The sequence below is a fragment of the Nocardiopsis tropica genome, from assembly GCF_042660575.1.
GTDB classification, from domain to species: Bacteria; Actinomycetota; Actinomycetes; order Streptosporangiales; family Streptosporangiaceae; genus Nocardiopsis; species Nocardiopsis tropica.
The window spans coordinates 43,035-62,109 of the sequence record NZ_JBHSUF010000026.1 but is presented as its reverse complement, the minus strand read 5'-3'; the positions used below and the strand labels follow the sequence as shown (position 1 = coordinate 62,109).

At 66.3% G+C, this 19,075-nt stretch carries 19 protein-coding genes; 8 read left to right on the top strand and 11 right to left on the bottom strand.

The genetic code is table 11. The features are described from left to right. Positions 1 to 27: 27 nt before the first annotated feature. The gene (locus ACFQBR_RS30195; protein WP_344179047.1) at positions 28 to 237 is read right to left on the bottom strand and encodes a helix-turn-helix transcriptional regulator; all 210 of its coding nucleotides are present in this window, start codon (positions 235 to 237) and stop codon (positions 28 to 30) included. Further along, complete coding sequence (locus tag ACFQBR_RS30190; RefSeq protein WP_344179043.1) at positions 234 to 1,922, bottom strand: replication initiator; 1,689 nt, start codon at positions 1,920 to 1,922, stop codon at positions 234 to 236. The genes ACFQBR_RS30195 and ACFQBR_RS30190 overlap by 4 nt, the downstream gene beginning before the upstream one ends. A gap of 40 nt (positions 1,923 to 1,962) precedes the next feature. Between ACFQBR_RS30190 and ACFQBR_RS30185 the strand changes: the two genes are divergently transcribed. After that, positions 1,963 to 2,184: a hypothetical protein gene (locus tag ACFQBR_RS30185; protein WP_344179040.1), complete on the top strand. Its 222-nt coding sequence runs from the start codon at positions 1,963 to 1,965 to the stop codon at positions 2,182 to 2,184. Here the strand turns inward: ACFQBR_RS30185 and ACFQBR_RS30180 are convergent. The 6 genes from ACFQBR_RS30180 to ACFQBR_RS30155 form a co-directional block, all read right to left on the bottom strand. After that, positions 2,145 to 3,566: a cell division protein FtsK gene (locus ACFQBR_RS30180; protein WP_344179037.1), complete on the bottom strand. Its 1,422-nt coding sequence runs from the start codon at positions 3,564 to 3,566 to the stop codon at positions 2,145 to 2,147. The two genes, ACFQBR_RS30185 and ACFQBR_RS30180, sit on opposite strands and share 40 nt — an antisense overlap. Continuing rightward, positions 3,566 to 3,817, bottom strand: coding sequence for a hypothetical protein (locus ACFQBR_RS30175; RefSeq protein WP_344179034.1), 252 nt, complete (start codon positions 3,815 to 3,817; stop codon positions 3,566 to 3,568). The genes ACFQBR_RS30180 and ACFQBR_RS30175 overlap by 1 nt, the downstream gene beginning before the upstream one ends. 105 nt (positions 3,818 to 3,922) lie before the next feature. Then, entirely contained in the window at positions 3,923 to 4,330 is a 408-nt protein-coding gene (locus ACFQBR_RS30170; protein ID WP_344179032.1) for a plasmid replication, integration and excision activator, read from the bottom strand. A gap of 113 nt (positions 4,331 to 4,443) precedes the next feature. Then, a complete protein-coding gene (locus ACFQBR_RS30165) occupies positions 4,444 to 5,184 on the bottom strand; it encodes a GntR family transcriptional regulator (protein WP_344179030.1) in 741 nt (246 codons plus the stop codon). 211 nt (positions 5,185 to 5,395) lie between these two features. Continuing rightward, a complete protein-coding gene (locus ACFQBR_RS30160; RefSeq protein WP_378554917.1) occupies positions 5,396 to 5,803 on the bottom strand; it encodes a hypothetical protein in 408 nt (135 codons plus the stop codon). Between the two features lie 20 nt (positions 5,804 to 5,823). Then, entirely contained in the window at positions 5,824 to 6,084 is a 261-nt protein-coding gene (locus ACFQBR_RS30155; RefSeq protein WP_344179026.1) for a hypothetical protein, read from the bottom strand. 474 nt (positions 6,085 to 6,558) lie between these two features. Between ACFQBR_RS30155 and ACFQBR_RS30150 the strand changes: the two genes are divergently transcribed. The 5 genes from ACFQBR_RS30150 (at position 6,559) to ACFQBR_RS30130 (ending at position 11,836) form a co-directional block, all read left to right on the top strand. Beyond that, a complete protein-coding gene (locus ACFQBR_RS30150; protein WP_344179024.1) occupies positions 6,559 to 7,971 on the top strand; it encodes an XRE family transcriptional regulator in 1,413 nt (470 codons plus the stop codon). Then, positions 7,964 to 8,521, top strand: a complete 558-nt coding sequence (locus ACFQBR_RS30145; RefSeq protein WP_344179022.1) for a flavoprotein — start codon at positions 7,964 to 7,966, stop codon at positions 8,519 to 8,521. The genes ACFQBR_RS30150 and ACFQBR_RS30145 overlap by 8 nt, the downstream gene beginning before the upstream one ends. Positions 8,522 to 8,603: 82 nt before the next feature. After that, positions 8,604 to 9,233: a hypothetical protein gene (locus ACFQBR_RS30140; RefSeq protein ID WP_344179020.1), complete on the top strand. Its 630-nt coding sequence runs from the start codon at positions 8,604 to 8,606 to the stop codon at positions 9,231 to 9,233. After that, positions 9,230 to 10,387 (top strand): DUF262 domain-containing protein, encoded by a 1,158-nt coding sequence (locus tag ACFQBR_RS30135; RefSeq protein ID WP_344179018.1) that lies wholly within the window; start codon positions 9,230 to 9,232, stop codon positions 10,385 to 10,387. Before ACFQBR_RS30140 ends, ACFQBR_RS30135 begins: the two co-directional genes overlap by 4 nt. 444 nt (positions 10,388 to 10,831) lie before the next feature. After that, a complete protein-coding gene (locus tag ACFQBR_RS30130) occupies positions 10,832 to 11,836 on the top strand; it encodes an HNH endonuclease (RefSeq protein ID WP_344179016.1) in 1,005 nt (334 codons plus the stop codon). Positions 11,837 to 12,265: 429 nt separating this feature from the next. Here the strand turns inward: ACFQBR_RS30130 and ACFQBR_RS30125 are convergent, their stop codons facing one another. Next, positions 12,266 to 12,787, bottom strand: coding sequence for a lytic polysaccharide monooxygenase auxiliary activity family 9 protein (locus ACFQBR_RS30125; protein ID WP_267947450.1), 522 nt, complete (start codon positions 12,785 to 12,787; stop codon positions 12,266 to 12,268). A gap of 567 nt (positions 12,788 to 13,354) precedes the next feature. On the opposite strand from ACFQBR_RS30125, the gene ACFQBR_RS30120 reads away from it, so the two are divergent. Next, entirely contained in the window at positions 13,355 to 14,410 is a 1,056-nt protein-coding gene (locus tag ACFQBR_RS30120) for a DUF4037 domain-containing protein (RefSeq protein WP_344179013.1), read from the top strand. Positions 14,411 to 14,525: 115 nt separating this feature from the next. After that, positions 14,526 to 15,341 carry an oxygenase MpaB family protein gene (locus ACFQBR_RS30115; RefSeq protein WP_344179011.1) on the top strand — a complete coding sequence of 272 codons (816 nt, stop codon included), beginning with the start codon at positions 14,526 to 14,528 and terminating at the stop codon, positions 15,339 to 15,341. Here ACFQBR_RS30115 and ACFQBR_RS30110 read toward each other — a convergent pair. Both ACFQBR_RS30110 and ACFQBR_RS30105 read right to left on the bottom strand, forming a co-directional pair. Continuing rightward, a complete protein-coding gene (locus ACFQBR_RS30110) occupies positions 15,334 to 18,321 on the bottom strand; it encodes an AfsR/SARP family transcriptional regulator (protein ID WP_344179008.1) in 2,988 nt (995 codons plus the stop codon). The genes ACFQBR_RS30115 and ACFQBR_RS30110 overlap by 8 nt on opposite strands. A gap of 129 nt (positions 18,322 to 18,450) precedes the next feature. Continuing rightward, entirely contained in the window at positions 18,451 to 18,612 is a 162-nt protein-coding gene (locus ACFQBR_RS30105) for a hypothetical protein (protein ID WP_267950590.1), read from the bottom strand. Positions 18,613 to 19,075 lie beyond the last annotated feature (463 nt).

Sequence of the window (19,075 nt, the reverse complement as noted above, 5' to 3'; positions counted from 1 at the left end):
GGAGTATTCCTCTCGGGGGTTGGAGGGTTACTGGGATCGGACCCAGGCATGGACCTCTGCGGGCACGTAGCGGACGTAGCGGCCCACCCGGTAGGAGGGAGGACCGTCGCCCTTGTAGCGCCATTCGTAGAGCGTCTTCGCGGGAACGCGGAGGTAGGCGGCGGCGTCCTTGACCGACCACAGAATGTCGGCCCGACGCTGTTCGGGGACGTCCACACTGGCCGTCGCTGCACTCATGCCACCCTCGTCTCTGGAGTTGCCGAAAGATCCGTCTGCCGAGCCGCGTCGAGCTGTGCACGGCGTTTGAGCGCTTCGCCTACGGCTCGGAGGAGGCGTTGTTCGCGGGGAGCGACGTCAGGGTCAGTGGGTCGGGCCAGCTCCCAGGCGAAAGAGCCGCTAGCCACGGACAGCAGCGGAGGGCGAGGGTTCTTCTCGTCGCCTTGGCCGTCGTCGGTGGGGTCGATACCGAGGGCGTCCAGGACCCAGGCCAGCCGGTCCGCCTTGTGATCGGCCAGGGTCTTGCCCGACCACTTCCGGGAGACGAGCACCCGGCGACCCGCGTAGCCCAGGTGTTCGCGTCGGTGTGCCTTGGACCGGCAGAATCCGGGACGCATCCCCGCCTTGGCGTTCTCGGGTTGGATGCCGTAACGGAGCCAGTTCGAGCAGCGGGGCGAGCACGGTTCGAAGCGGAGCGCGTCCAAGAGTCGGTCCACGTGCTGTTCTTGCCGGACCGTCTCGGCGGCATGGCAGTCGGCGATGTCCTTGGTCAGGTACTTGGCCAGGTACCGCACGCACCGGTCAGCATCAGCCGAACCAGCCACCACTCCCTTGGCATCGACTTGTCGACCGAACCGGACCACGTGATGGGGTTCGGCGTCGGGATCATCGTCGAGTTCATCCAACGCCTGATCCCAGGTGGGTAGGACTTCGCCTGTCGACGGGTCGACAAAGACACCTATCGCCTCGTCCCAGACGGGAAGGTGATCCCCCTCGAAGCGAACCGTGTCGGCACTCGGCCACCACACTTGGTGGTACGTCGCCGCAGCGATCTGCCGTAGCTCGGCCCGCGGAATCGTGCCCCGGGTGGCCATGTGCAGGTGCGGGGCCAGACGGCGTTGGGGTTCCACCGCCGCGAAGTACTGCACATCGAACCCGGCCACCCGTCGAAGGTTCTGCACGAACCGATCCACGAGCTTGGAGAAGTGCAGCGCGTCCCGAGCGGCGCGGCGGTAGTCGTAGGTCGAGAAGTCCACCGGGGTTCCGTCCGAGCGCACCCGCCCGTACGAGTCCAGGGTGAGTGTGATGAACAGGGAGGGCCGGAACACCTTGCCCGATGCCGGATCGGTGAACGCGCGTCCGACCGTCTTCCTGGTCATAGGCCGCTTGGGAAGGTCCGGGATGTCCTGCCGGCGCTTGGTGGAGCGGACCCGACGCGGTCCCGACGACGAGGAGGTATCGGCCGAGCGGGTCACCGACCCCCGCAACCCCGAAGCGGTGATCTCCTCGTCCAGGTCAGCGATCACTGCGTCGAGTCGTGCCAGGTCCTCAGCCGATGCCGCGCCCGTGGAGGCGAGGCGGTCCCGTTCGGCGGTCACCATGGCCCGCTGTTCCACCCAGCCGCGCTGTTCCTCGGAGGGAGGGTCAGGCTGCACGACGGGTTCGGTGGCGAGGTGCCATCCCTCTTCGCATTGTGTCCGCCGAAGCGACCTCTTCCGTTTGGCGCAGGCCGGGCACCGGGATTCGAGTGTGGAGCCGCACGGAACATCGATGACCTCGGTGGCACCGGTGGTGATGTCGGTGCGTCGAAGGGAGACCGGACGGATGCACACCCCGTGGTCGGCGGCGACCTGTTCGGCCACCTCACGCGCCAGGGGTTGCGCGAGCCGTTCAGCCCGTGTCGACTTACCGGTGAGCGTAGGCATCAGCCCACCCCCACAACCACAGAGCGGGAGTCCCCACCGCATGTACACCAAGCGCCCAAGTAGGAGGAACCTGTTCGTCAGCGGTGGCCTGATCGCCTTCGCCTGTGCCGAATTCGCGTACGGCCTCCTGTTCACCGTGTGGTTCGCGCTCTCGCTCGGAGTGGTCTTCCTGCCGTTCGCGGTCATCATGTTTCGCTATGACCTGGCTCAGTACCGTGCGCATCAGGCAGCCTCCCCATCTGAGGACGAGCCCGCGCCGTAGACGTCGGTCATGGCTGTGATGTCGTCGTCAGAGACGTAGGCAGCCCGGACCCGAACTGGGGCGGGTGAGCCTTCCACTCGGACGTAGGCCACTCCGGGAAGAGTGGGGTCGATCAGGTGCGCGTTCGCACCACGGTCCCGAGCCCCCTCCCCAAGGATCATGTCGACCTGGGACGCCTCGTCCAGCCGAAGCGCGACTTTGTCCGGGAACAGGTTCCGAAGGTTCATCACCTCCTTGCGCGGATCCTGCAAAGCGGCCAAGACGGCGAAGCCGACAGAGCGGCCCTGCGACGTCAGAGTGGCAATGGCGTTCTCTGCCCGACGCCGCACGTCCCGGTCCGGGTGGTAAGCGGTCAGAAACGCCACCTCATCGAGCACCACCAGGACGAACGGATCTTCCGTCGTGGGGATGTGGGAGCGCCGCTTGCCCGCATACCGGGCGGCCCGGTCCTGCATCTGGGACACGGCCAGTTCGAGCAGGGCCACCGCGGATTCACCGTCATCGGCATAGTGCGCGAACAGGTCCCACCCGTAGGCGAGTTCCATGCGCTTGGGGTCGATCGCCCACACCTGCGCGGTGTTGTCCGCGACGGCGGGGAGCATCGCCCGGACCGCCGACCAGATCACCGATCCTTTGCCCGCACCGGTCACCCCGGCGACCAGGACGTGCGTGCCGTGCAGGCGCAGCCGCCACGGCGAGCCGTCTTCCCTCTGGCCCACGTGGAGTGCGCCCAGTTCCGGGGCGTCAGGGATATCCAGGGCGTCGAGAGGTTCGGCCAGGGTGTCGCGCCGGGGGAACTCCAAGGTGATGTCCCTCGGCCCGTTCACGATCACCCGGCACGAGGGAGCGGCGAACCCGTGCGCCAGCTCGGCCACCCGAGTCTCGAAGTCCGCCGGAGACGTCCCGGCGACGAGGGAGACCCGGACGCGGTCGGCCCAGGTGTCGCAGGTGACGCGACGGATGCGCGGGAGGTAGCGGCGTTCCTGGTAGGACTCGGCCAGCCCGGAGATCACCAGGACCGGTTGCCAGTGGCGCCGGTAGACGAACACGTGCCGCCACCACGCCATGATGCGCAGGGTGACCCAGGTCCGGTAGGAGTTGGGCCAGGTCCGCCACCACACCAGGGAGGCGACCGCAGCCGTGGCCCAGAGTCCGGCCAGGCCGGGCCAGTCCAGCCACCACCAGGCGGCGAAGGACGCCGCGAGGCAGCCGACCATGACGGGGAAGCGGAACGGCAAGGTGACCAGGAACCGGACCAGCCGCCGGATCCAGGAGCCCAGGACTACGATGCCGGGGGTCTCCACGATCGGCGTCGTCCACCGCACACCCTGGGCCGGGGTCGGCAGCGTCGGAGGAGTCTGAGCAGCACCGATCTTGGCCATCACCGGTCACCACCCATCGCCTCTTCGATCCGCGCCAGGACCCGGTCACGGTCAGCGCGGGCACGAGCAGCGGCTTTGGACGCGTCCGGGTTGTCGTCCCGGTCCGCGAGCGTGGCGAACACACGCGCCTTGAAGTCGAAGAACTCGGCACGCTCGGCATCCGTGGCGGGCCGGGAGTCGACCGCGTCCAGAAACAGCCGGACCAACCGCGGACCCGTCAAGGTGGACAGGTCGGTGGGGTAATCGGACATACTGAAGACACCTCTTCACGAAGCTTTCGCAGGTAACGGGAGGGGTTCAGGGGCGGCCGACGGTGTTGCAGCACCAGGCCGCCCCGCTTACATGTCAGGAGGCGGTCAGGCCGCTTCCTTGGCCGGGGCACGACGACCGCCAGCAGCACCACTAGGTGCCTTCACACCACGGGCCCGGAGCGAGTACGCGACCCGGGGGCGGCGGCCGTTGTCGTCGACGTAGGGCATGACCGCCATCGCTTCGAACTCGATCGGGCGGAACGGCAGCCCAGGAACCTCGTCGGGCAGGGTCGGGCACACCTCGGCGGCGACTTTGACCTTCACCGACTTGGCCTTGCCCCGCGCTTCGGGGTCGGCGTCGATCACGTCCACCGCCCACAGCGGCAGCCCGGTCTCCTTGTCCATCTGCGGACGCTTGGTCTCAAAATCCGTGATCGCCTCCACGCCCAACGCGAACGCACCGTGCGGGAACACCGCCCCGAACGCCACCGGCAACGCACCCTGAATAGCCATCAATCAGCCTTCCACTTGATAATCACTCAACCACTTGTCCGGTCAAGTTGAGTTCAGGATAACCGGCCACACTTGATCGGACAAGTAGATAAGTGGCCGGTGTTCGCCCGCGACTACCCTGCCGGGTAGGAGTCCTCCAGTTCGTGCAGGTCACCGGGAAGAACCACCTCGGCGACCGCGATCACTTTCTCCGAGGCGTCCAGTATCCGAGCCGTGATGCCGAGCACGGGAGTCCCCTCGTCCAGGCCCAGGCGCTCGGACTCCTCGTCCGTGGCCAGCCGGGCGCACAGTCGCTCGGAGACCCGCGACGGCCGCACCTGCTTGACCATCTGCACGTGTTCGCGTGCGCCGATACTGATCGGTTGTTCGTCGCCCAGGTCCGTGCCGTCCGCGACGTCGAGGGGGAACCACAGGGTGACCAGCTCACTGGGTTGGCCGTCATCCAGGACCAGGCGTTGCCGCCTGATCGCCGGGGAACCCTCGGGCACACCGACCGCCTCAGCAACAGCAGCGGGCACGGGAGTGCGGCCCGCCTTGAGAATGCGGTTGCTCTTGGCCTCCTCGGAGGCGTCGAAGGCACTGGCGCCGGCATGGGAGCGCTCGGAGGTCTGTTGCGGAACGCCCCGCACGAACGACCCTCGCCCGTGTTCGCGTTCGATCCACCCCTGCATGCTCAGGATCTGCAAGGCCCGCACCACCGTGGAGCGTCCGGCCCCGAACTCGCGCACCATCCGGGATTCCGAGGGAAGCATCTCCCCCACGGGGTACGTACCGTCTTCGATGCGCTCTTGGATCGCCCGCACGATCTGTACGTACTTGGGCGGAGCGAACTCCAGACTCGACATGTTGTCCACCTGGCGACTCTAGTACTCGTATGGTCGAGTAGCTTACTTGCGTGGTCTGGCCCTGTCAGCAGGTGGGGGCACATTTGAGCCCCGCCCCGTGATCAGGAAGCACGGCGGCAAGCGCGCCGCTCGGACACGCACATCACCGTGTGAAGAAGAACGAGGCCCGCGTGCCCTGGTCCCCGTGGTCTCGGAGAGACGGCAGGGCACGCGGGTGTCTTTAGAAGGGCCGCCAGTGCACGGCCCGTTCGACGGTGTAGACCCGAAGGTTGTCCACCGTCGCCCCGCACACCGCCCGGCGTTCGGCCTCCACCAGGGCGGCGGCGACCAGGGCCACGTCATGCCGGGCAGCCTCGTCCGCCGAGGAGAGCACCGGGGGCACGATGCGCCGGACATGGTTGCACTCAGCCCCGTCGGTCTCGTGGCACAGCCCCACCACGTAGGTCATCATCAGCCGTCGCTGTGTGATGGGTTCAGGCAGCACACACCGATGCCGCTGGATCAGAGACGTCCCGTCCGGTTGTCGGCACAGGGTCTCGTAGGTGATGGACTCCCAGTCTTCACAGGCCACACGCACCCGCACCCCCTGGGCACGAGCCCACTTCATCAGGGTTTCGCGGTCGATCACCGTGCCGCGTCCATCGCCCCTCATCGCCGCACCGCCCCCACGGCTATGGCCGTGCGCACCAGGTCACGCAGCTCGGCCATGTCGTCCAGAGCAGGGGAAGGGCGCGCGATCTGCATCAGGAGGTCAATCCCCCGCCGGTCGTTCTCGGCCCGCTGAACGGAGCGACGACGCTCCACGTGCGCGTAGGGGCCGCGAACGAGGGAGTAGGCGCGGGGGTCGTCGCCGTCCATCACGATGGGGTCCGGAGCGGGCCAGACCTCCACCCGTTTGGGAGTCGGCACGCGGAACGGCGGAGGGCCGGCACGGTGGTGCCTGCCGTGTCGGGTCGGTCGTATCAGAGTCACCAGCGCCCGAATCAGGGCGATAAGGTCTCTCACGTCAGCCTGCTTTCCTCAGGTTGGCCGTGCCCCCGGACGCCTTCCACCGCGTCGCGGGGGTCTGTCGTGTCATGGATCAGCAGGCGAGACCGCTGCCAGTGGAGGGCTCCGCCGTGACGGTGCGCTCTCCCGTCCCCTTGCAGAAGGGACAGACCGCTGTACGCGTCGCCTGCTTCTCACCAGGCACAGATCGAACGACGACCAGTCGTCGCGGTCGGACGGACTTCCAGCCCCGCCCACGGCATGACCTGCACTTCATTCCGTTCCTGGCATCCATGAGGCCAACCATCCCGGGTTGGGAATCCGAAACCCATTCCTCCTCGGGATGACAAAGAGGGATACTGGCCGTCCCCGTACTCGCAGCGCCGAGGAGTCAGGATGCAGGGACACCCGACGAGCCGGATCACCATCCCGTCGTGGGCATGGGAGCGAGAACACACGGCCGAGTTCCTGCGCAGGCGCGATGTCCAGGCGCTCTTCCAGTTCGTGCGCCAGTACGGCGGTGCGAGCCAGATGGCGATCTCAGCGGCGACCGGCCTGTCTCAGGGGCGGGTCAGCGAGATCCTGAACGGCCGCAAGACCGTTACTGCCTTCGAGGTGTACGAGCGGATCGCAGAGGGCATCAGCATGCCCGACACGCCCCGGATGCTGTTCGGCCTTGCCCCGAGGAACCCGGGCGCGTTCACTGGACACCAGAGTGCGGCGCCCTCGGTAGTCCCGAGCTTGCCCGCGCAGAGGAGCCCAGGCCCGGGGGAGGTCTCGAACGTGCGCCGCCGCGAATTCGTCGGACTGGCCGGAACGGCCCTCTTCCAAGCCACAGGTGGTTCGATGCTGGACATGGACGAGATCGCAGCGGCACTCACGAGGTACGCGGGCGCCAGCCGAACCACCACCCGACCAGCGAGCAGTCTGAAAGAGCTCGCCCAGCGGACGCACTCCGCCAAGGTCGGATACCAGGCGTGCCACTACACGGCCGTGGCCAAGCAGCTTCCTGAGTTGCTGCGGAACCTGGATGATGCCGCCAGCGGAGTCGACGGGGACGATGTCGCCAAGGTCCACGCATTCCGTGCGGAGGCGTATCACGTCGCGGCGAGCTTGCTACTCAAGTGCGAGGAGCGGGGATTGTCCTACCTCGCGGCCGACCGGAGCATGCGAGCCGCTGAGGACAGCGAGAATCCCGCGGTCGTGGGAGCCAGCGCCCGAGCGTTCACCCGCGCGCTCATGCGCGAACGGCACTACAAGGCCGCGACCGAACTGGCGACAAGCACGGCCGAACGTGTGGACAGTGCCATGGACGAGCCCACGCCGGAATCCCTGTCGGTATACGGGTCGCTTCTATTGAGCGGAGCGGTATCAGCGGCCAAGCGCGAGGACCGAGGCCAAGCGCTCAGCCTGCTTGATGAGGCCGGCCACGCAGGCGAACGTCTGGGCGGCGATTTCAACTACCAGTGGACGGCGTTCGGCCCCACCAACGTTCTCCTCCACCGGGTCAGCGCAGCCGTCGAACTGGGCGACGCGGGCAGCGCCATCGACTACGCGCATCAGGTGCAGTTGGACAACATTGAGGTCATGGAGCGCAGGGTAACCCTGTTCATCGACGCGGCCCGTGCCTACCAGCAGTGGGGGAAGACCGAGCACGCCTACCACGCGTTGCGCAACGCAGAGGAGATGGCGAGCGAAGAACTGACCGCACGCCCGGTTGTGCATCAGTTGATCAACGACATCCGTACCCGCGCCAGCGGGCACCTGTACGGGAACGTCAGCGAACTCGCGGAAAGGGTCGGTGCCTGAGTCAGTGAGCGAGCAGAAGACGCTTTACGTGGTGGTGTGCGCGGCCGGACCAGCTTCGGAAGTCGGGACCCTGGTCGGCTTGGCCCAGGACCGAGGCTGGACAGTCCAAATCATGGCCACCCCAGCCGCTGTTAGCTTCATCGACGTCGAGGCGCTGGGGAAGCAGACCGGCCGACCAGTCCGGAGCCAGCACCGCGCTCCGGGAGACCCCCGCTCTCCGAAAGCGGATGCCATCGTCATCGCCCCGGCCACCTTCAACACCATCAACAAACTGGCCAACGGGATCGCCGACAACTACGTCTTAGACGTGGTGAACGAGGCAGTCGGCATGGGTATTCCCACCATAATTCTTCCTTTCGTTAACTCCGCATACGCCAATCGAATCTCATTCAATACTAGCGTTGAAAAACTCCGAATAGAAGGCATTGACGTGCTGATCGGCCCGGGCAAGTTTGAACCACATGAGAGTGGATTCGGATCAAATGCAATTGAGGAATTTCCTTGGGAGCTTGCATTGGATCGAACAGTGAATTTCAATGCAGAGAAATGAGAATAGAATACGCTCGAAAAGCAAACTTTCACACTCTTGATACCTTAGGCCACATCCAGCGTGCACCTCATAGAACAAGGATATGAATACATCCAATATAAACGATAAAGAAGCTCTCCCCAGAGCACCTCAGTCCTTGGATGAATTTAAAGATATTCTTCTAGAAAGTTCAGCTGAAGATTACGTTAGCAACTACATTTTGGAGCGCGTCCCCTGGATATTCAACTCAAGAGGACAGTATAATAAATGGAAAAGAAAAGTAGCAGAAAATCTTGACGTAGATCCCTTCTCTATCGTCGTTGTTGGGAGCTCTTGCACGGAATACAGCCTTTCTCCCAGCAAGGACTTCTCGCGATTCTCGACTGGTTCAGATATCGACATGGCAGTTGTCAGCCCTGATCATTTCAATCAGGCATGGAAGTGGCTTCGCAGTCCAGAAACAAAAATAAAGTTCGCCGAAAACAGCAAGAAGATCATGCTCCGAAGCCACGAGGAAGGTCTCGTCTTTAACGGAACAATTGCCACTAATAGGATTTTGTCACACCTCCCTTACGGCGCCCGGTGGTCAAGGGGACTGAGAATCGCTTCAAACACGGAACCTACGATAGGCAGATCCATCAAGACGCGAGTGTACAAAGACTACGAGGCCCTTAGAGAATACCATGAGAAAAACGTAATGGACATAAAGGATAAGCTTCTCCAAGAGCAGTGAAGCAGGAAGACTACACAGGAAGGAACTTCACCATAATGACTGAATCATCAAGAAACTTTTTGCAAGTTGAGACCCAGTCACTTGCCTGGTTTAACAGCCGCGCAAAAGATAACGAGATTCAGCTGCAGGCCCCTTTCCAGAGGAATCCTGTATGGCAGATAAAGCAGAAATCATCTCTGATAGACACGATCATCCTAGGTTACCCAATTCCGGAACTCTACCTGCAGACAAACGTAGACGAGGAGGGATCCGAAACTTACATCGTAGTCGATGGGCAGCAGCGGATCAGAGCATGCCTAGAATTCGTCAGTAACCAGTTTTCTCTGCAGGCTGATTCCGTCTATCCCGGATCCAGGTTCGAAGACCTGGAAGTTCCTGTCCAGAAAAAGATTTACTCGTATAAATTCGTAGTCCGCTCGCTCCCAGAACTACCCGACACAGAAATTCGCGAAATATTCGGCAGGCTCAACAGGAACAACGTTGCGCTCAATCGGCAAGAACTCCGCCAAGCTGCCTATTGGGGAGAGTTCATCAGCACCATGAACTCACTGAGCGAAAAAGAGTTCTGGGTGAACTGCGGGATCTTCACGCCAAACGACTTTCGCAGAATGCTTGATGTCGAGTATATCAGTGAACTCACGGCCGGACTTCTGTTTGGCCCACAAAACAAGAAAAACATACTCGACTCGTTGTACGCTGATTTCGAGGAAGAGTTCCCAGACAAGGAGTGGACCATTGAAACATTCAACAAAACTATTGTTGAATTGCAAGGACTCTTTACGTGGCCGACAAAACTCCGATGGTCGCGCAAGGTTGATTTCTACACTCTTTTCCTCGTGCTGGCGGAGAAATTGGACACTTTCCCTCTCACAAGAGAAAGCAGGGAAACTCTCTCCAGAAGGCTGGAAGACTTCTCCAGGAAGGTTGACTCTCTGGCGAGAAGCGGAGAGCCGGCCAGCATCGAAGAAGAACACCGGCCCAAAATAGCTGCTTACACACGAGGAATTCGAAATTCTAGTGATCTCAGCAGCAGAAGGATGCGCATCTCCGCCCTCAAGGCCTTCATAGACAACACGGAGTACAAGAGGCCAAGTTCTACAGACATCGGCACTGACCCGCTAGCCGGTCTTGCCAATTACCCGGAAAACGAGTGAGGCGAGGGTTCAAACTAACATAAATTGGGCTCCGGCCACAACGGAAGCCGGTTTTTATCAATTAGGTGATGGCTGCCGAATTGAGCTGTATGGGATCAAGGCGACGGCGCGAGCGCCGTCACGGCGGCTCGCCGCCCGGCTCGGGCTGCGGGCTGACGCCCGGTCCCGAGCCAGCGGCAGCCGGCTCAAGGGCGAAGCCAGGGCTGATCAAACAGCGACAGCCCCCGTCTTGAAAGACCCGGGTCATGGTCGATGGCGTGTTCGGATCCCGAGGCACCCGACAGCGGAAGCGTCTGGCTTGGGTGTCTGGCTCCAGCGCTGTCGGGCACCTCGGATCGAAACAGTGGTGACCCAAGCGCCGACCTCAGGCGCTTCCAGCCGCGGCGGAGGACAGAACGGACACATTCGCCCGTACGTGTCCTCAGCCGCTTCTAGGCTTACGCCATGAGTCTGGCGGACATCACACAGGATGCGGTTCTCAAGGCGATCGCCGAGTACGACGAACTCGGCCAAGACGTCTTCCTCAACACCTACGGGTTCAAGCTCGCACGCTCGTACACGCTGCTCTACGAAGGCAGGGAGTACGACTCCAAGGCCATCTGCGGGGTTGCACACAAGTACGTCAGCGATCACGCCCTTAACTCCTTGGACTTCTCAGGCGGGGAGGCCACCGTCGGCAGGAAGCTGCGTTCGCTCGACTTCAACGTCCGATCACCCCGCAATCCCAACTGGGCTTGGGACGAACTGATACTGGCGTGCGACCTCCTGGCCAGGCACGGATGGAAGACACTGGACACCTCCAGGCCCGAGGTGATCGAACTGTCCGAACTCCTCCAGCAACTTCCTCTGCATTCGGCCGAGGAGCGTCCACCGGACTTCCGTACTCCGGCCAGCGTCAGGCTGAAGATGGCGAACATCCTCAACTGGCACCCGTCGCACACGACGAGGAAGACCAACGGTGGCGTCCTGGACCGCAAGATCGTCGAGGCATTCCTCGGAGATCCCGAGCGCATGCACGCCGCGGCCAGGAGCATCCGTGCAGGTGTCCTCTCGGGCGAACTCGCTGATCTTCCTGCGTTCGAGGAGGAGGAAACGGACGAGGAGATCAGCGCTCCCGAAGGCCGGCTACTCGTCCGCAAGCACTACGCCCGCGAGCGCAGTCGCAAGCTCCGCACTCAGAAGATCGCCAGGACCCGTGCCCAGGGCAAGCCCATCGCCTGTCAGGCGTGCAGCTTCGACTTCGCCACGGCCTACGGCGACCGTGGAAGCAACTACATCGAGGTGCACCACATCGTCCCCCTTCACCACATCGGGGAGAGCGAGACACGACTCGAAGACCTCGCGCTCCTGTGTGCCAACTGCCACCGCATGGTCCACGTCTCCAAGCCTTGGCTGACCGTCGACCAGCTTCGCTCGCTTGTGGAAGAACAGCGCCAAACCCAGGTCTAACGGGGGCCGCGGGTGCCCCGTTGTCCGTGCACATTCAGTGCACATGGCTCCGAGAGGGGTCCGGAAGCGGTGAGAACCGACCGGGACGAAGGACGAGGTCAAGGCCGGTTTCCGGGGTCTACTCACAGGCCACCTCAGGCCCCCGGTACGGGAAGAGGTCGTGGGTTCAAATCCCGCCACCCCGACAAGTGACCAGGGAGCGTTCTCCATGGTCAAAGGTGGTCACCTAGTAGATAGTCGCTACTGGGTGGCCACTCTTTTTTGTCTCGCGTGCACTGTTGTGCACTGTCGCGCCGTGGTTGCCATGAGTCGACGTTTCAGCCGGCCGCCCGTCGGCGCGCCCGCGCCCCGGACCACCCGGGCCCGGACACGGGGCGGGCCCCGGTCCGGCCGTGGGCCGGGCCCGGGGCCCCGGTGCAGCCGCTCGGGCTAGCTGCGGATGTTGACGTCGACGCAGGAGTAGAAGGCCATGGGGGTGTCGGCGACGTTCCACACGGCGAGGACCTTCTGGCGTCCGTTGTAGCCGGACAGGTCCACGTTGTGGCGGACGGTCGACGGCGGGCGGGCGCCGTTGTCGTTGAAGCTGGCGACGCGCTGGCCGCCGACGAAGTACTCCCACGTGGCGGTGGAGTGCATGGCGGTGAGGGTCCAGGTGAAGGTCAGGTTGGTACCGACCTCGGTGACGTTCCAGCCGAGGCTGTCGTCCCTGAGCTCGGCGAACCTGCTGTTGCCGCCCGCACAGTCGGTGAGGCCCTTGGGGCCCTCGACGCTCTGCGGCTCCCACTGAATGTCACCGCACTCGACGACGCCGGCGGCGCACTGCGCCTGGCGGCTGGCGGGGGCGGAGACGTAACCGTGTGCGCTGGCGGTGCCGGCGGGCATGAGGGTGAAGATCATCGCGGTGGCGGCGGCGACGGCCGAGGCGGAGCGGATTCTGTTGCGGGTCTTCATGGGGGCCCTTCTGTTCGGGTCACGATCCCCTGCCGGCCCTGCGGCCCGGTCGGGTCTCGTAGCGGGGGTGACCCGGACCGTCTCCGGTCCAGGGGGGCGGAGGGCGTCCACGAGGGCTCGGATATTCCCTGCGAACGTCGGACAGCTCTGTCCTGGAGACTCCGGGCGTCCCCGGAATGTCCTCTCCAACCGTTGCGGAAGACGGTAAGCACCCCGTAACCGGACGTCAAGACTCCTGTTACGAGGGGGTACCGCGTCCCACCCGTACCGCTGGGACCGCCCATTCGGCCCGGTCGCGGGCTGGTCCTGCCGTCGCCTCCGCGGTACAAGAGCCATGAACTGGAAAGATACTTAACAGAATGGGGCCGCGGTCTGCCGCGTCACTGCTATACCAATGCCCCCAGGTGGGACGTTCAGCACCAGACCTGTCCTTGAAGACATAATTTTCTTACCCCGCCCCACGGGCCCCTCTCGCCCCGCACCGGGACGGGACCGCGTCGGTCTGCGGGCGGTGGACCCGGTCGAACCCCGTCGCCCTCACGGCAGCGCCCGTCTAGGCTCACCGGCATGCCGCAAGACTTCCTTCCCGGCCTCGACCTGTCCCGCGCCCTGTACTCGGAGGCGGTCGCCCCGCTCCTCCGGGCGGAGCACCCGGACCTCCCGTACGCCGCGGCGCTGGTGGGTCCCGGCTCGGAGGTCCTCGGACTGGACACCGAGCGCTCCACCGACCACGGCTGGGGACCGCGCCTCCAGCTCTTCGTCTCCGACCCCGGCGCCAGGTCCCGGGTGCTGGAGCTGCTCGAGGAGCGCCTCCCCGAGCGGGTGCGCGGCTGGCCCGTCCGGTTCGCCCCCGGCGACGGCCCTCCGCAGACATGGCTCCCGGACGCCGACCACCCCGGCGGGCGCCACCGGGTGGAGGTCGTCGACCCCGGCGCCTGGTTCGGCGCCCACCTGGGCTTCGACCCCCGGTCCGGGGTGTCCGTCCGCGACTGGCTCGCCACCCCCACACAGCGGTTGGCGGAGGCGGTGGGCGGCGCCGTCTTCCACGACTCGGCGGGCGACCTCACACGGTCCCGGCAGGCCCTGGACTGGTACCCGGACGACGTGTGGAGGTACGTGCTGGCCTGCCAGTGGCAGCGGATCGCCCAGGAGGAGGCGTTCGTCGGCCGCTGCGCCGAGGTGGGCGACGTGCTCGGCGCGCGGGTGGTGGCCGCACGCCTGGTCCGCGACCTCATGCGGCTGGCCCTGCTGCTCGCCCGGAACTACCCGCCGTACCCGAAGTGGCTGGGCAGCGCCTTCTCCCGGCTTCCCGGGACGGACGGGCTCGCCCCGCTCCTGGCCGGGGCGCTGGACGCGGACCCCGCTGCGCTCGCCGACGCCTGCGCCCTGGTCGGCGAGAGGCAGAACCGGACAGGTCTCGCCGAGCGCCTGGACACCCGTCCCCGCCCCTTCCACGACCGCCCCTGGCCCGTGCTCGACGCCGCCCGGTTCGCCACCGCGCTGTCGGCGCGGGTGGCGGACCCGGAGCTCGCGGGGCGGCCGCCGGTGGGGGCGGTCGACCAGTTCACGGACAACACCGACGCCCTGACCAGCCCCGGGGTGTTCCGCTCGCTCGGCCCCTGAACAGCGTGCGCCCGCCCTGCCACCCCGGCCGCGGACCGGGCGTACCGCCGGGCGGACGGACGCGCGTCCCGCGCAGGGCACGGCCCGCACGGCCCGTTGTCGTACCATCCGAGACATGGGCCGATCATCCGATGAGACACCCCTGCGCCGGGCCGGCGGGGAGGCGTGCGCGCTCGGCGGCGCGGGCTACGCCGTGCTGCTCCAGATCGCCCACCCCAGCGTCGCCCGAGGGGTCCACGACCACAGCTCCTTCGCGTCCCGGCCGTTCGCCCGCCTGCTCGGCACGCTCTACTTCGTGTATGGCACGATCTACGGCACCGAGGAGGAGAAGCGGCGCCTGCACGCCATCGTGCGAGCCATGCACCAGAAGGTGACCGGCCCCGGCTACCGGGCTCTCGACCACGACCTGCTGCTGTGGGTGGCCGCCACCCTGTTCCACTCCTCGTCCCGGCTGAACGCGATGGTGTTCGGGGAGCTCGGTGCGGAGGAGTACGCCGCCTTCCTCCGCGAGGCGTCGGCGTTCGCCACCGCGCTGGGCCTGCCGGAGGAGGAGTGGCCCGCCACCCCGGCGGAGTTCGACGCCTACTGGGAGGCGGGCATGCGCGCTCTCCGCGTGGGAGAGGAGGCACGGAGCATCACCCGGGAGCTCTTCCACCCCGCCTCCGCGCCCCTGCGCCCGCTGATGAGGGCCCAGCTGCTGCTGACCGGCGGGCTGCTCCCCCCGGACCTGCGCGAGCAGTTCCGCATCCCGTGGTCGGACGCGCGGCAGCGCCGCTTCGACCGGGTCGTGCGGGTGACCCGGGCGGTGTACCCCCGGGTGCCCCGGCCCGTGCGCTTCCTGCCCGTCACCCTGTCCCTGTGGTCCATGCGCCGCAGCGGCGGGTGGCTGGGACCGCGCCGTGCGCGGAAGCTCCGGAGGATCGTCAGCTGAGGGTCTCGGAGAGGGCCGCGAGGGCCTCCCGCGCCTGCTCCGCCTCGGGCAGGCCCAGCTGCGTGAAGATCTCCTCGGCCTCCCGGAGGAGCGTGTGGGCACGGTCCGGGGCCACCGCGGGTGCGGGCAGCCCGCCCAGGGCGAGCGCGGCGCAGGCGATCGTGTGCGTCTCGTTCCTGTCGACGGCGACGGCCCGCGACCTCTCCAGCTCGACGGCCGCCTCCTCCGGCCGGCCCGCGACCGCGTAGGTGACACCGAGGTCGTGGAGGATCTCGGCGTCGCCGCTGTGGTCGCCGGACTTCTCCGCGAGGGCCAGGGCCTCCGTGTGGGACGCGATCGCCTCGTCCCAGCACTCCGCCGCCCGGTACGCCCGGCCGAGGGAGTTGCGGACGAAGATCTGGTGGGCGACCAGGCGCAGCCGCAGGGAGAGTTCGAGCGCCTCGTTGAGGTCCCGGAAGGCGAGCTCCAGTTCTCCCAGGCCGGTCCTGGCCTCCCCGATCACGCGCTTGGCCACCACCCGCGTCTCGGCCTGGTCCTCCTCCACCGACTTGAGGATCGCCTGCTCGGCGCAGCGGATCGCCTCCCGGTGGTCCCCGAGCGTCTGGCGCAGTACGGCCAGGTTTCCCCACTGGAGGGCCTCGATCCGGTCGTTGCCGAGCTCCGAGGCGTAGTCCAGGACCCCCTGGATGGCCGCGGCCGAGTCCGCGAAGCGGCCCATCCTCTCGTAGACCATGCCGAGGTTTCCCAGGGCGCGGATGATGCCCCTCCGGTCCCCCACCGACTCCAGCAGGCCGTGCGCCTCGGTGAGGTAGGCCATGGCCTCCTCGAAGCGACCGGAGATGTAGTGGGCGATCCCCAGGCCGATGAGGGTCACGGCACGGCCGCGCTGGTTGCCCTGCTTGCTGTTGATCTGGAGAGCGCGCTCGTGCGAGCTGACCAGCAGGCCCATCTCACCGTGGAGGGCGTAGAAGCGCCACACGGCCTCGGCCATCTTCCAGGCGCGGTCCTCGTTGTCCTTGGAGGCGAAGTACTCGATGGTGTCGGCGAGGTTCTCCTGGTGGAGGGAGAACCAGCCCTCCGCGTCCTCCCTGCCGCCGAGGTCCGTGCGGTATCCGGGGCGCTCGTCCTCGGCCGCGTCCCGCACGCGCGGACCCAGGAGGGAGGCCGCGTGCTGCGCCGTCACCAGGTAGTACTCGGCCAGGCGGGCCCTGGACCGGTCCGCCGTGGCCCCGTCGAACTCCGACGTCGCCCTGTCCAGGGCGAACTCCCTGATCAGGTCGTGCATCCGGTAGACGTCGCCCTGGGGCTCGTCGAGCAGGCACATCCCGACGAGTTCCTGGAGGATGTCGTCGGCGTCCTCCACCGTCATGTCCAGGAGCGCGGAGGCCCCGGCCAGGTCGATGGTGCTCCCGATCATCAGGCCCAGGGTGAGGAAGGCGTGGCGCTGCCCGGGGTTGAGGCTCTGGTAGGAGAGGTCGATGGCGGCCTCGACGCTCTGGCCCTCGACCTGGAGCTCACGGAACTTGCGGTTCTGCTCGCCCAGCCTCCTGGCCACGTGCAAGAAGGACCACTTCGGCCGGCTGAGCATCCGGCCGGCGATGACCCTGAGCGCCAGGGGGAGGCCTCCGCAGATGCGGACGATCTCCCGGGCCTGCTCCGGCTCGCGCCGGACGCGCTCCTCGCCCAGGATGCGGCCGAAGAGTTCCAGCGACGACTCCTCGTCGAACATGCCGAGGGAGAGGAACCGGGCGCCGCTGAGACCGGAGAGCTCGTTGCGGGTGGTGATCAGCGTGAGGGCCCCCGGCGAGGACAGCAGCAGGGGGCTGACCTGCGCGTAGCTCGCCGCGTTGTCCAGGATGAGCAGCGCCTTGCGGCCCATGAGGGTCGCCCGCCAGAGGGCCGACCGCTCGTCGAGCGACTCGGGCACCGCCTCGGGCTCGACGCCGACCGCGCGCAGGAGGGCCCCGAGGGCCGAGGAGGGGTCCAGGGGCTCCTTGTTCGAGGTGTAGCCGTACAGGTCGAGGAACAGCTGGCCGTCGGTATAACGTTTCGCGGCTTCGTAACCGAAACGGACCGCGGTGGTGGTCTTCCCCTCGCCGCCGGCTCCGGTGATGACGCAGACCTTGGCCCTTCCGTCGCCGGTGACGGCCATCTCCTCGAGCTGGCGCAGGGGACCCTGCCGCCCGGTGAAGTCGGGGAGGTCGCGGGGGAGGTCGTTGCGGACCAGGTAACGAAACCCTGATTCCGTTGGCGCTCCGGCCGCCGGCTCCTCCCGGTCGGCGTCCTCCTGGAGGATCCGGGCGTGGAGGGCGGTGAGCTCGGGGCCCGGGTCGACCCCCAGTTCGTCGGCGAGCCGGGAGCGGAACTCCTCGTAGACGGCGAGCGCCCTGGCCCGCTCGTTGTCCCGCCACAGGGCGGTGATGAGCAGGTGGTGCAGGCGCTCGCGGAACGGCTCCTCGCTGACCAGGGGGGTCAGGCGGGAGGCCACCTCCGCGTGGCGGCCGAGCTCCAGGGAGCAGGTGGCCCAGCCGACGACGGCCGACCACCGCTCCTCGCGCAGGGGGGCGACCACGGAGTAGTCGAGGTATTCGGAACCGACCCCGGAGAAGGGCACCCCGCGCCAGCACGAGAGCGCGCGGTCGAGCAGGTCGGCCCTCTCCTGCGGCTCGGCCTTGGCCGCGGCGTCCCGGAGGCCCCGGAACCGGTGCAGGTCGACCGTGTCGGGGGCCACGTCCAGGGCGTAACCGCCCGAGGTGGTGGCGATGCTGTCGGGGAGGATGCGGCGGAGGTGGGAGATCTGGACCTGGATGACCGAACGCGCGGTACGCGGCGGGTCGTCGCTCCACAGGTAGCCGATCAGCTGGTCGACGGTGACCTCACGCCCGAGGTGGACCAGCAGGGCGCCCAGTACACAGCGCTGGCGCGGACCGCCGACCGGTATCGGTCGGCCTCCGGACCAGACGGTGATGGGGCCAAGCACGCCGAATTCCACAAGCAGCAACCCTAGCAAGCGACATTGCGGAAAAACGGGATGCGGACATGCCAACGGCTCCGAGTACCCCCCTCCACCCAGGTACTCGGAGTGACCGCTGGACCACCCTGCCGGACGCTACTCGTCCTGGCTGGGCTTTTCCTGCTCGGGAGCACTCTCGACAGGCTTCTGCTCGGCCGGGGGCCTCTGCTCGGGGTCCGGCTCGCGCAGCGGATTCATCCTCGCCACAGGAGTCGCGTCGGCGATGATCGCCTCGAACCGCTCATCCACGGTCAACATCTCCGGCACACGAACTCCTCTTCTCACCGCACTCGTGTAGAGCCGCAATGTGGCCCTACGTCGCCTGTGAAGCATCAAACGGACTCACCGCCCTCCGGCGGACCGGCCACCCGCGGCGAGTCCCGCCTCAGAACACACCACGGGTGGCATGTGTCCAACGAACGTCGCGCTGGTAGGCGACCATGAGCCGTCCTCTCATGGAGGCCTTCGCGTCGAACGAGTTCCACACTAGAGAGATCTTCTTCCACCGCGCTTTCAGTCTTCTTTCAGCGCCGGAATCGGTGTGGCGTCGGCCGTTGTTCGCATGCCGTTCACTCTTACCCCGTTCCACCGGCTCCTCACCACCGCTTGGCCGGTTGCGGACCGCCGACGCAGGGCGAAGACCCCCACACCGTGGCGTCATGGCAGGTGGGAGCCCCTCGACCCGGGACCGGAAGGGGCTCGCCTTCCCACGGGAAACCCC

What these genes read in the sequence shown, in the direction of transcription:
- ACFQBR_RS30120 (WP_344179013.1), top strand. Translation starts at nt 13,355, where the DNA reads ATGCCGCAAGACTTCCTTCCCGGCCTCGACCTGTCCCGCGCCCTGTAC.
- ACFQBR_RS30105 (WP_267950590.1), bottom strand. Translation starts at nt 18,612, where the DNA reads ATGTTGACCGTGGATGAGCGGTTCGAGGCGATCATCGCCGACGCGACT.
- ACFQBR_RS30180 (WP_344179037.1), bottom strand. Translation starts at nt 3,566, where the DNA reads ATGGCCAAGATCGGTGCTGCTCAGACTCCTCCGACGCTGCCGACCCCG.
- ACFQBR_RS30170 (WP_344179032.1), bottom strand. Translation starts at nt 4,330, where the DNA reads ATGGCTATTCAGGGTGCGTTGCCGGTGGCGTTCGGGGCGGTGTTCCCG.
- ACFQBR_RS30130 (WP_344179016.1), top strand. Translation starts at nt 10,832, where the DNA reads ATGAGTCTGGCGGACATCACACAGGATGCGGTTCTCAAGGCGATCGCC.
- ACFQBR_RS30175 (WP_344179034.1), bottom strand. Translation starts at nt 3,817, where the DNA reads ATGTCCGATTACCCCACCGACCTGTCCACCTTGACGGGTCCGCGGTTG.
- ACFQBR_RS30195 (WP_344179047.1), bottom strand. Translation starts at nt 237, where the DNA reads ATGAGTGCAGCGACGGCCAGTGTGGACGTCCCCGAACAGCGTCGGGCC.
- ACFQBR_RS30190 (WP_344179043.1), bottom strand. Translation starts at nt 1,922, where the DNA reads ATGCCTACGCTCACCGGTAAGTCGACACGGGCTGAACGGCTCGCGCAA.
- ACFQBR_RS30140 (WP_344179020.1), top strand. Translation starts at nt 8,604, where the DNA reads ATGAATACATCCAATATAAACGATAAAGAAGCTCTCCCCAGAGCACCT.
- ACFQBR_RS30125 (WP_267947450.1), bottom strand. Translation starts at nt 12,787, where the DNA reads ATGAAGACCCGCAACAGAATCCGCTCCGCCTCGGCCGTCGCCGCCGCC.
- ACFQBR_RS30115 (WP_344179011.1), top strand. Translation starts at nt 14,526, where the DNA reads ATGGGCCGATCATCCGATGAGACACCCCTGCGCCGGGCCGGCGGGGAG.
- ACFQBR_RS30185 (WP_344179040.1), top strand. Translation starts at nt 1,963, where the DNA reads ATGTACACCAAGCGCCCAAGTAGGAGGAACCTGTTCGTCAGCGGTGGC.
- ACFQBR_RS30150 (WP_344179024.1), top strand. Translation starts at nt 6,559, where the DNA reads ATGCAGGGACACCCGACGAGCCGGATCACCATCCCGTCGTGGGCATGG.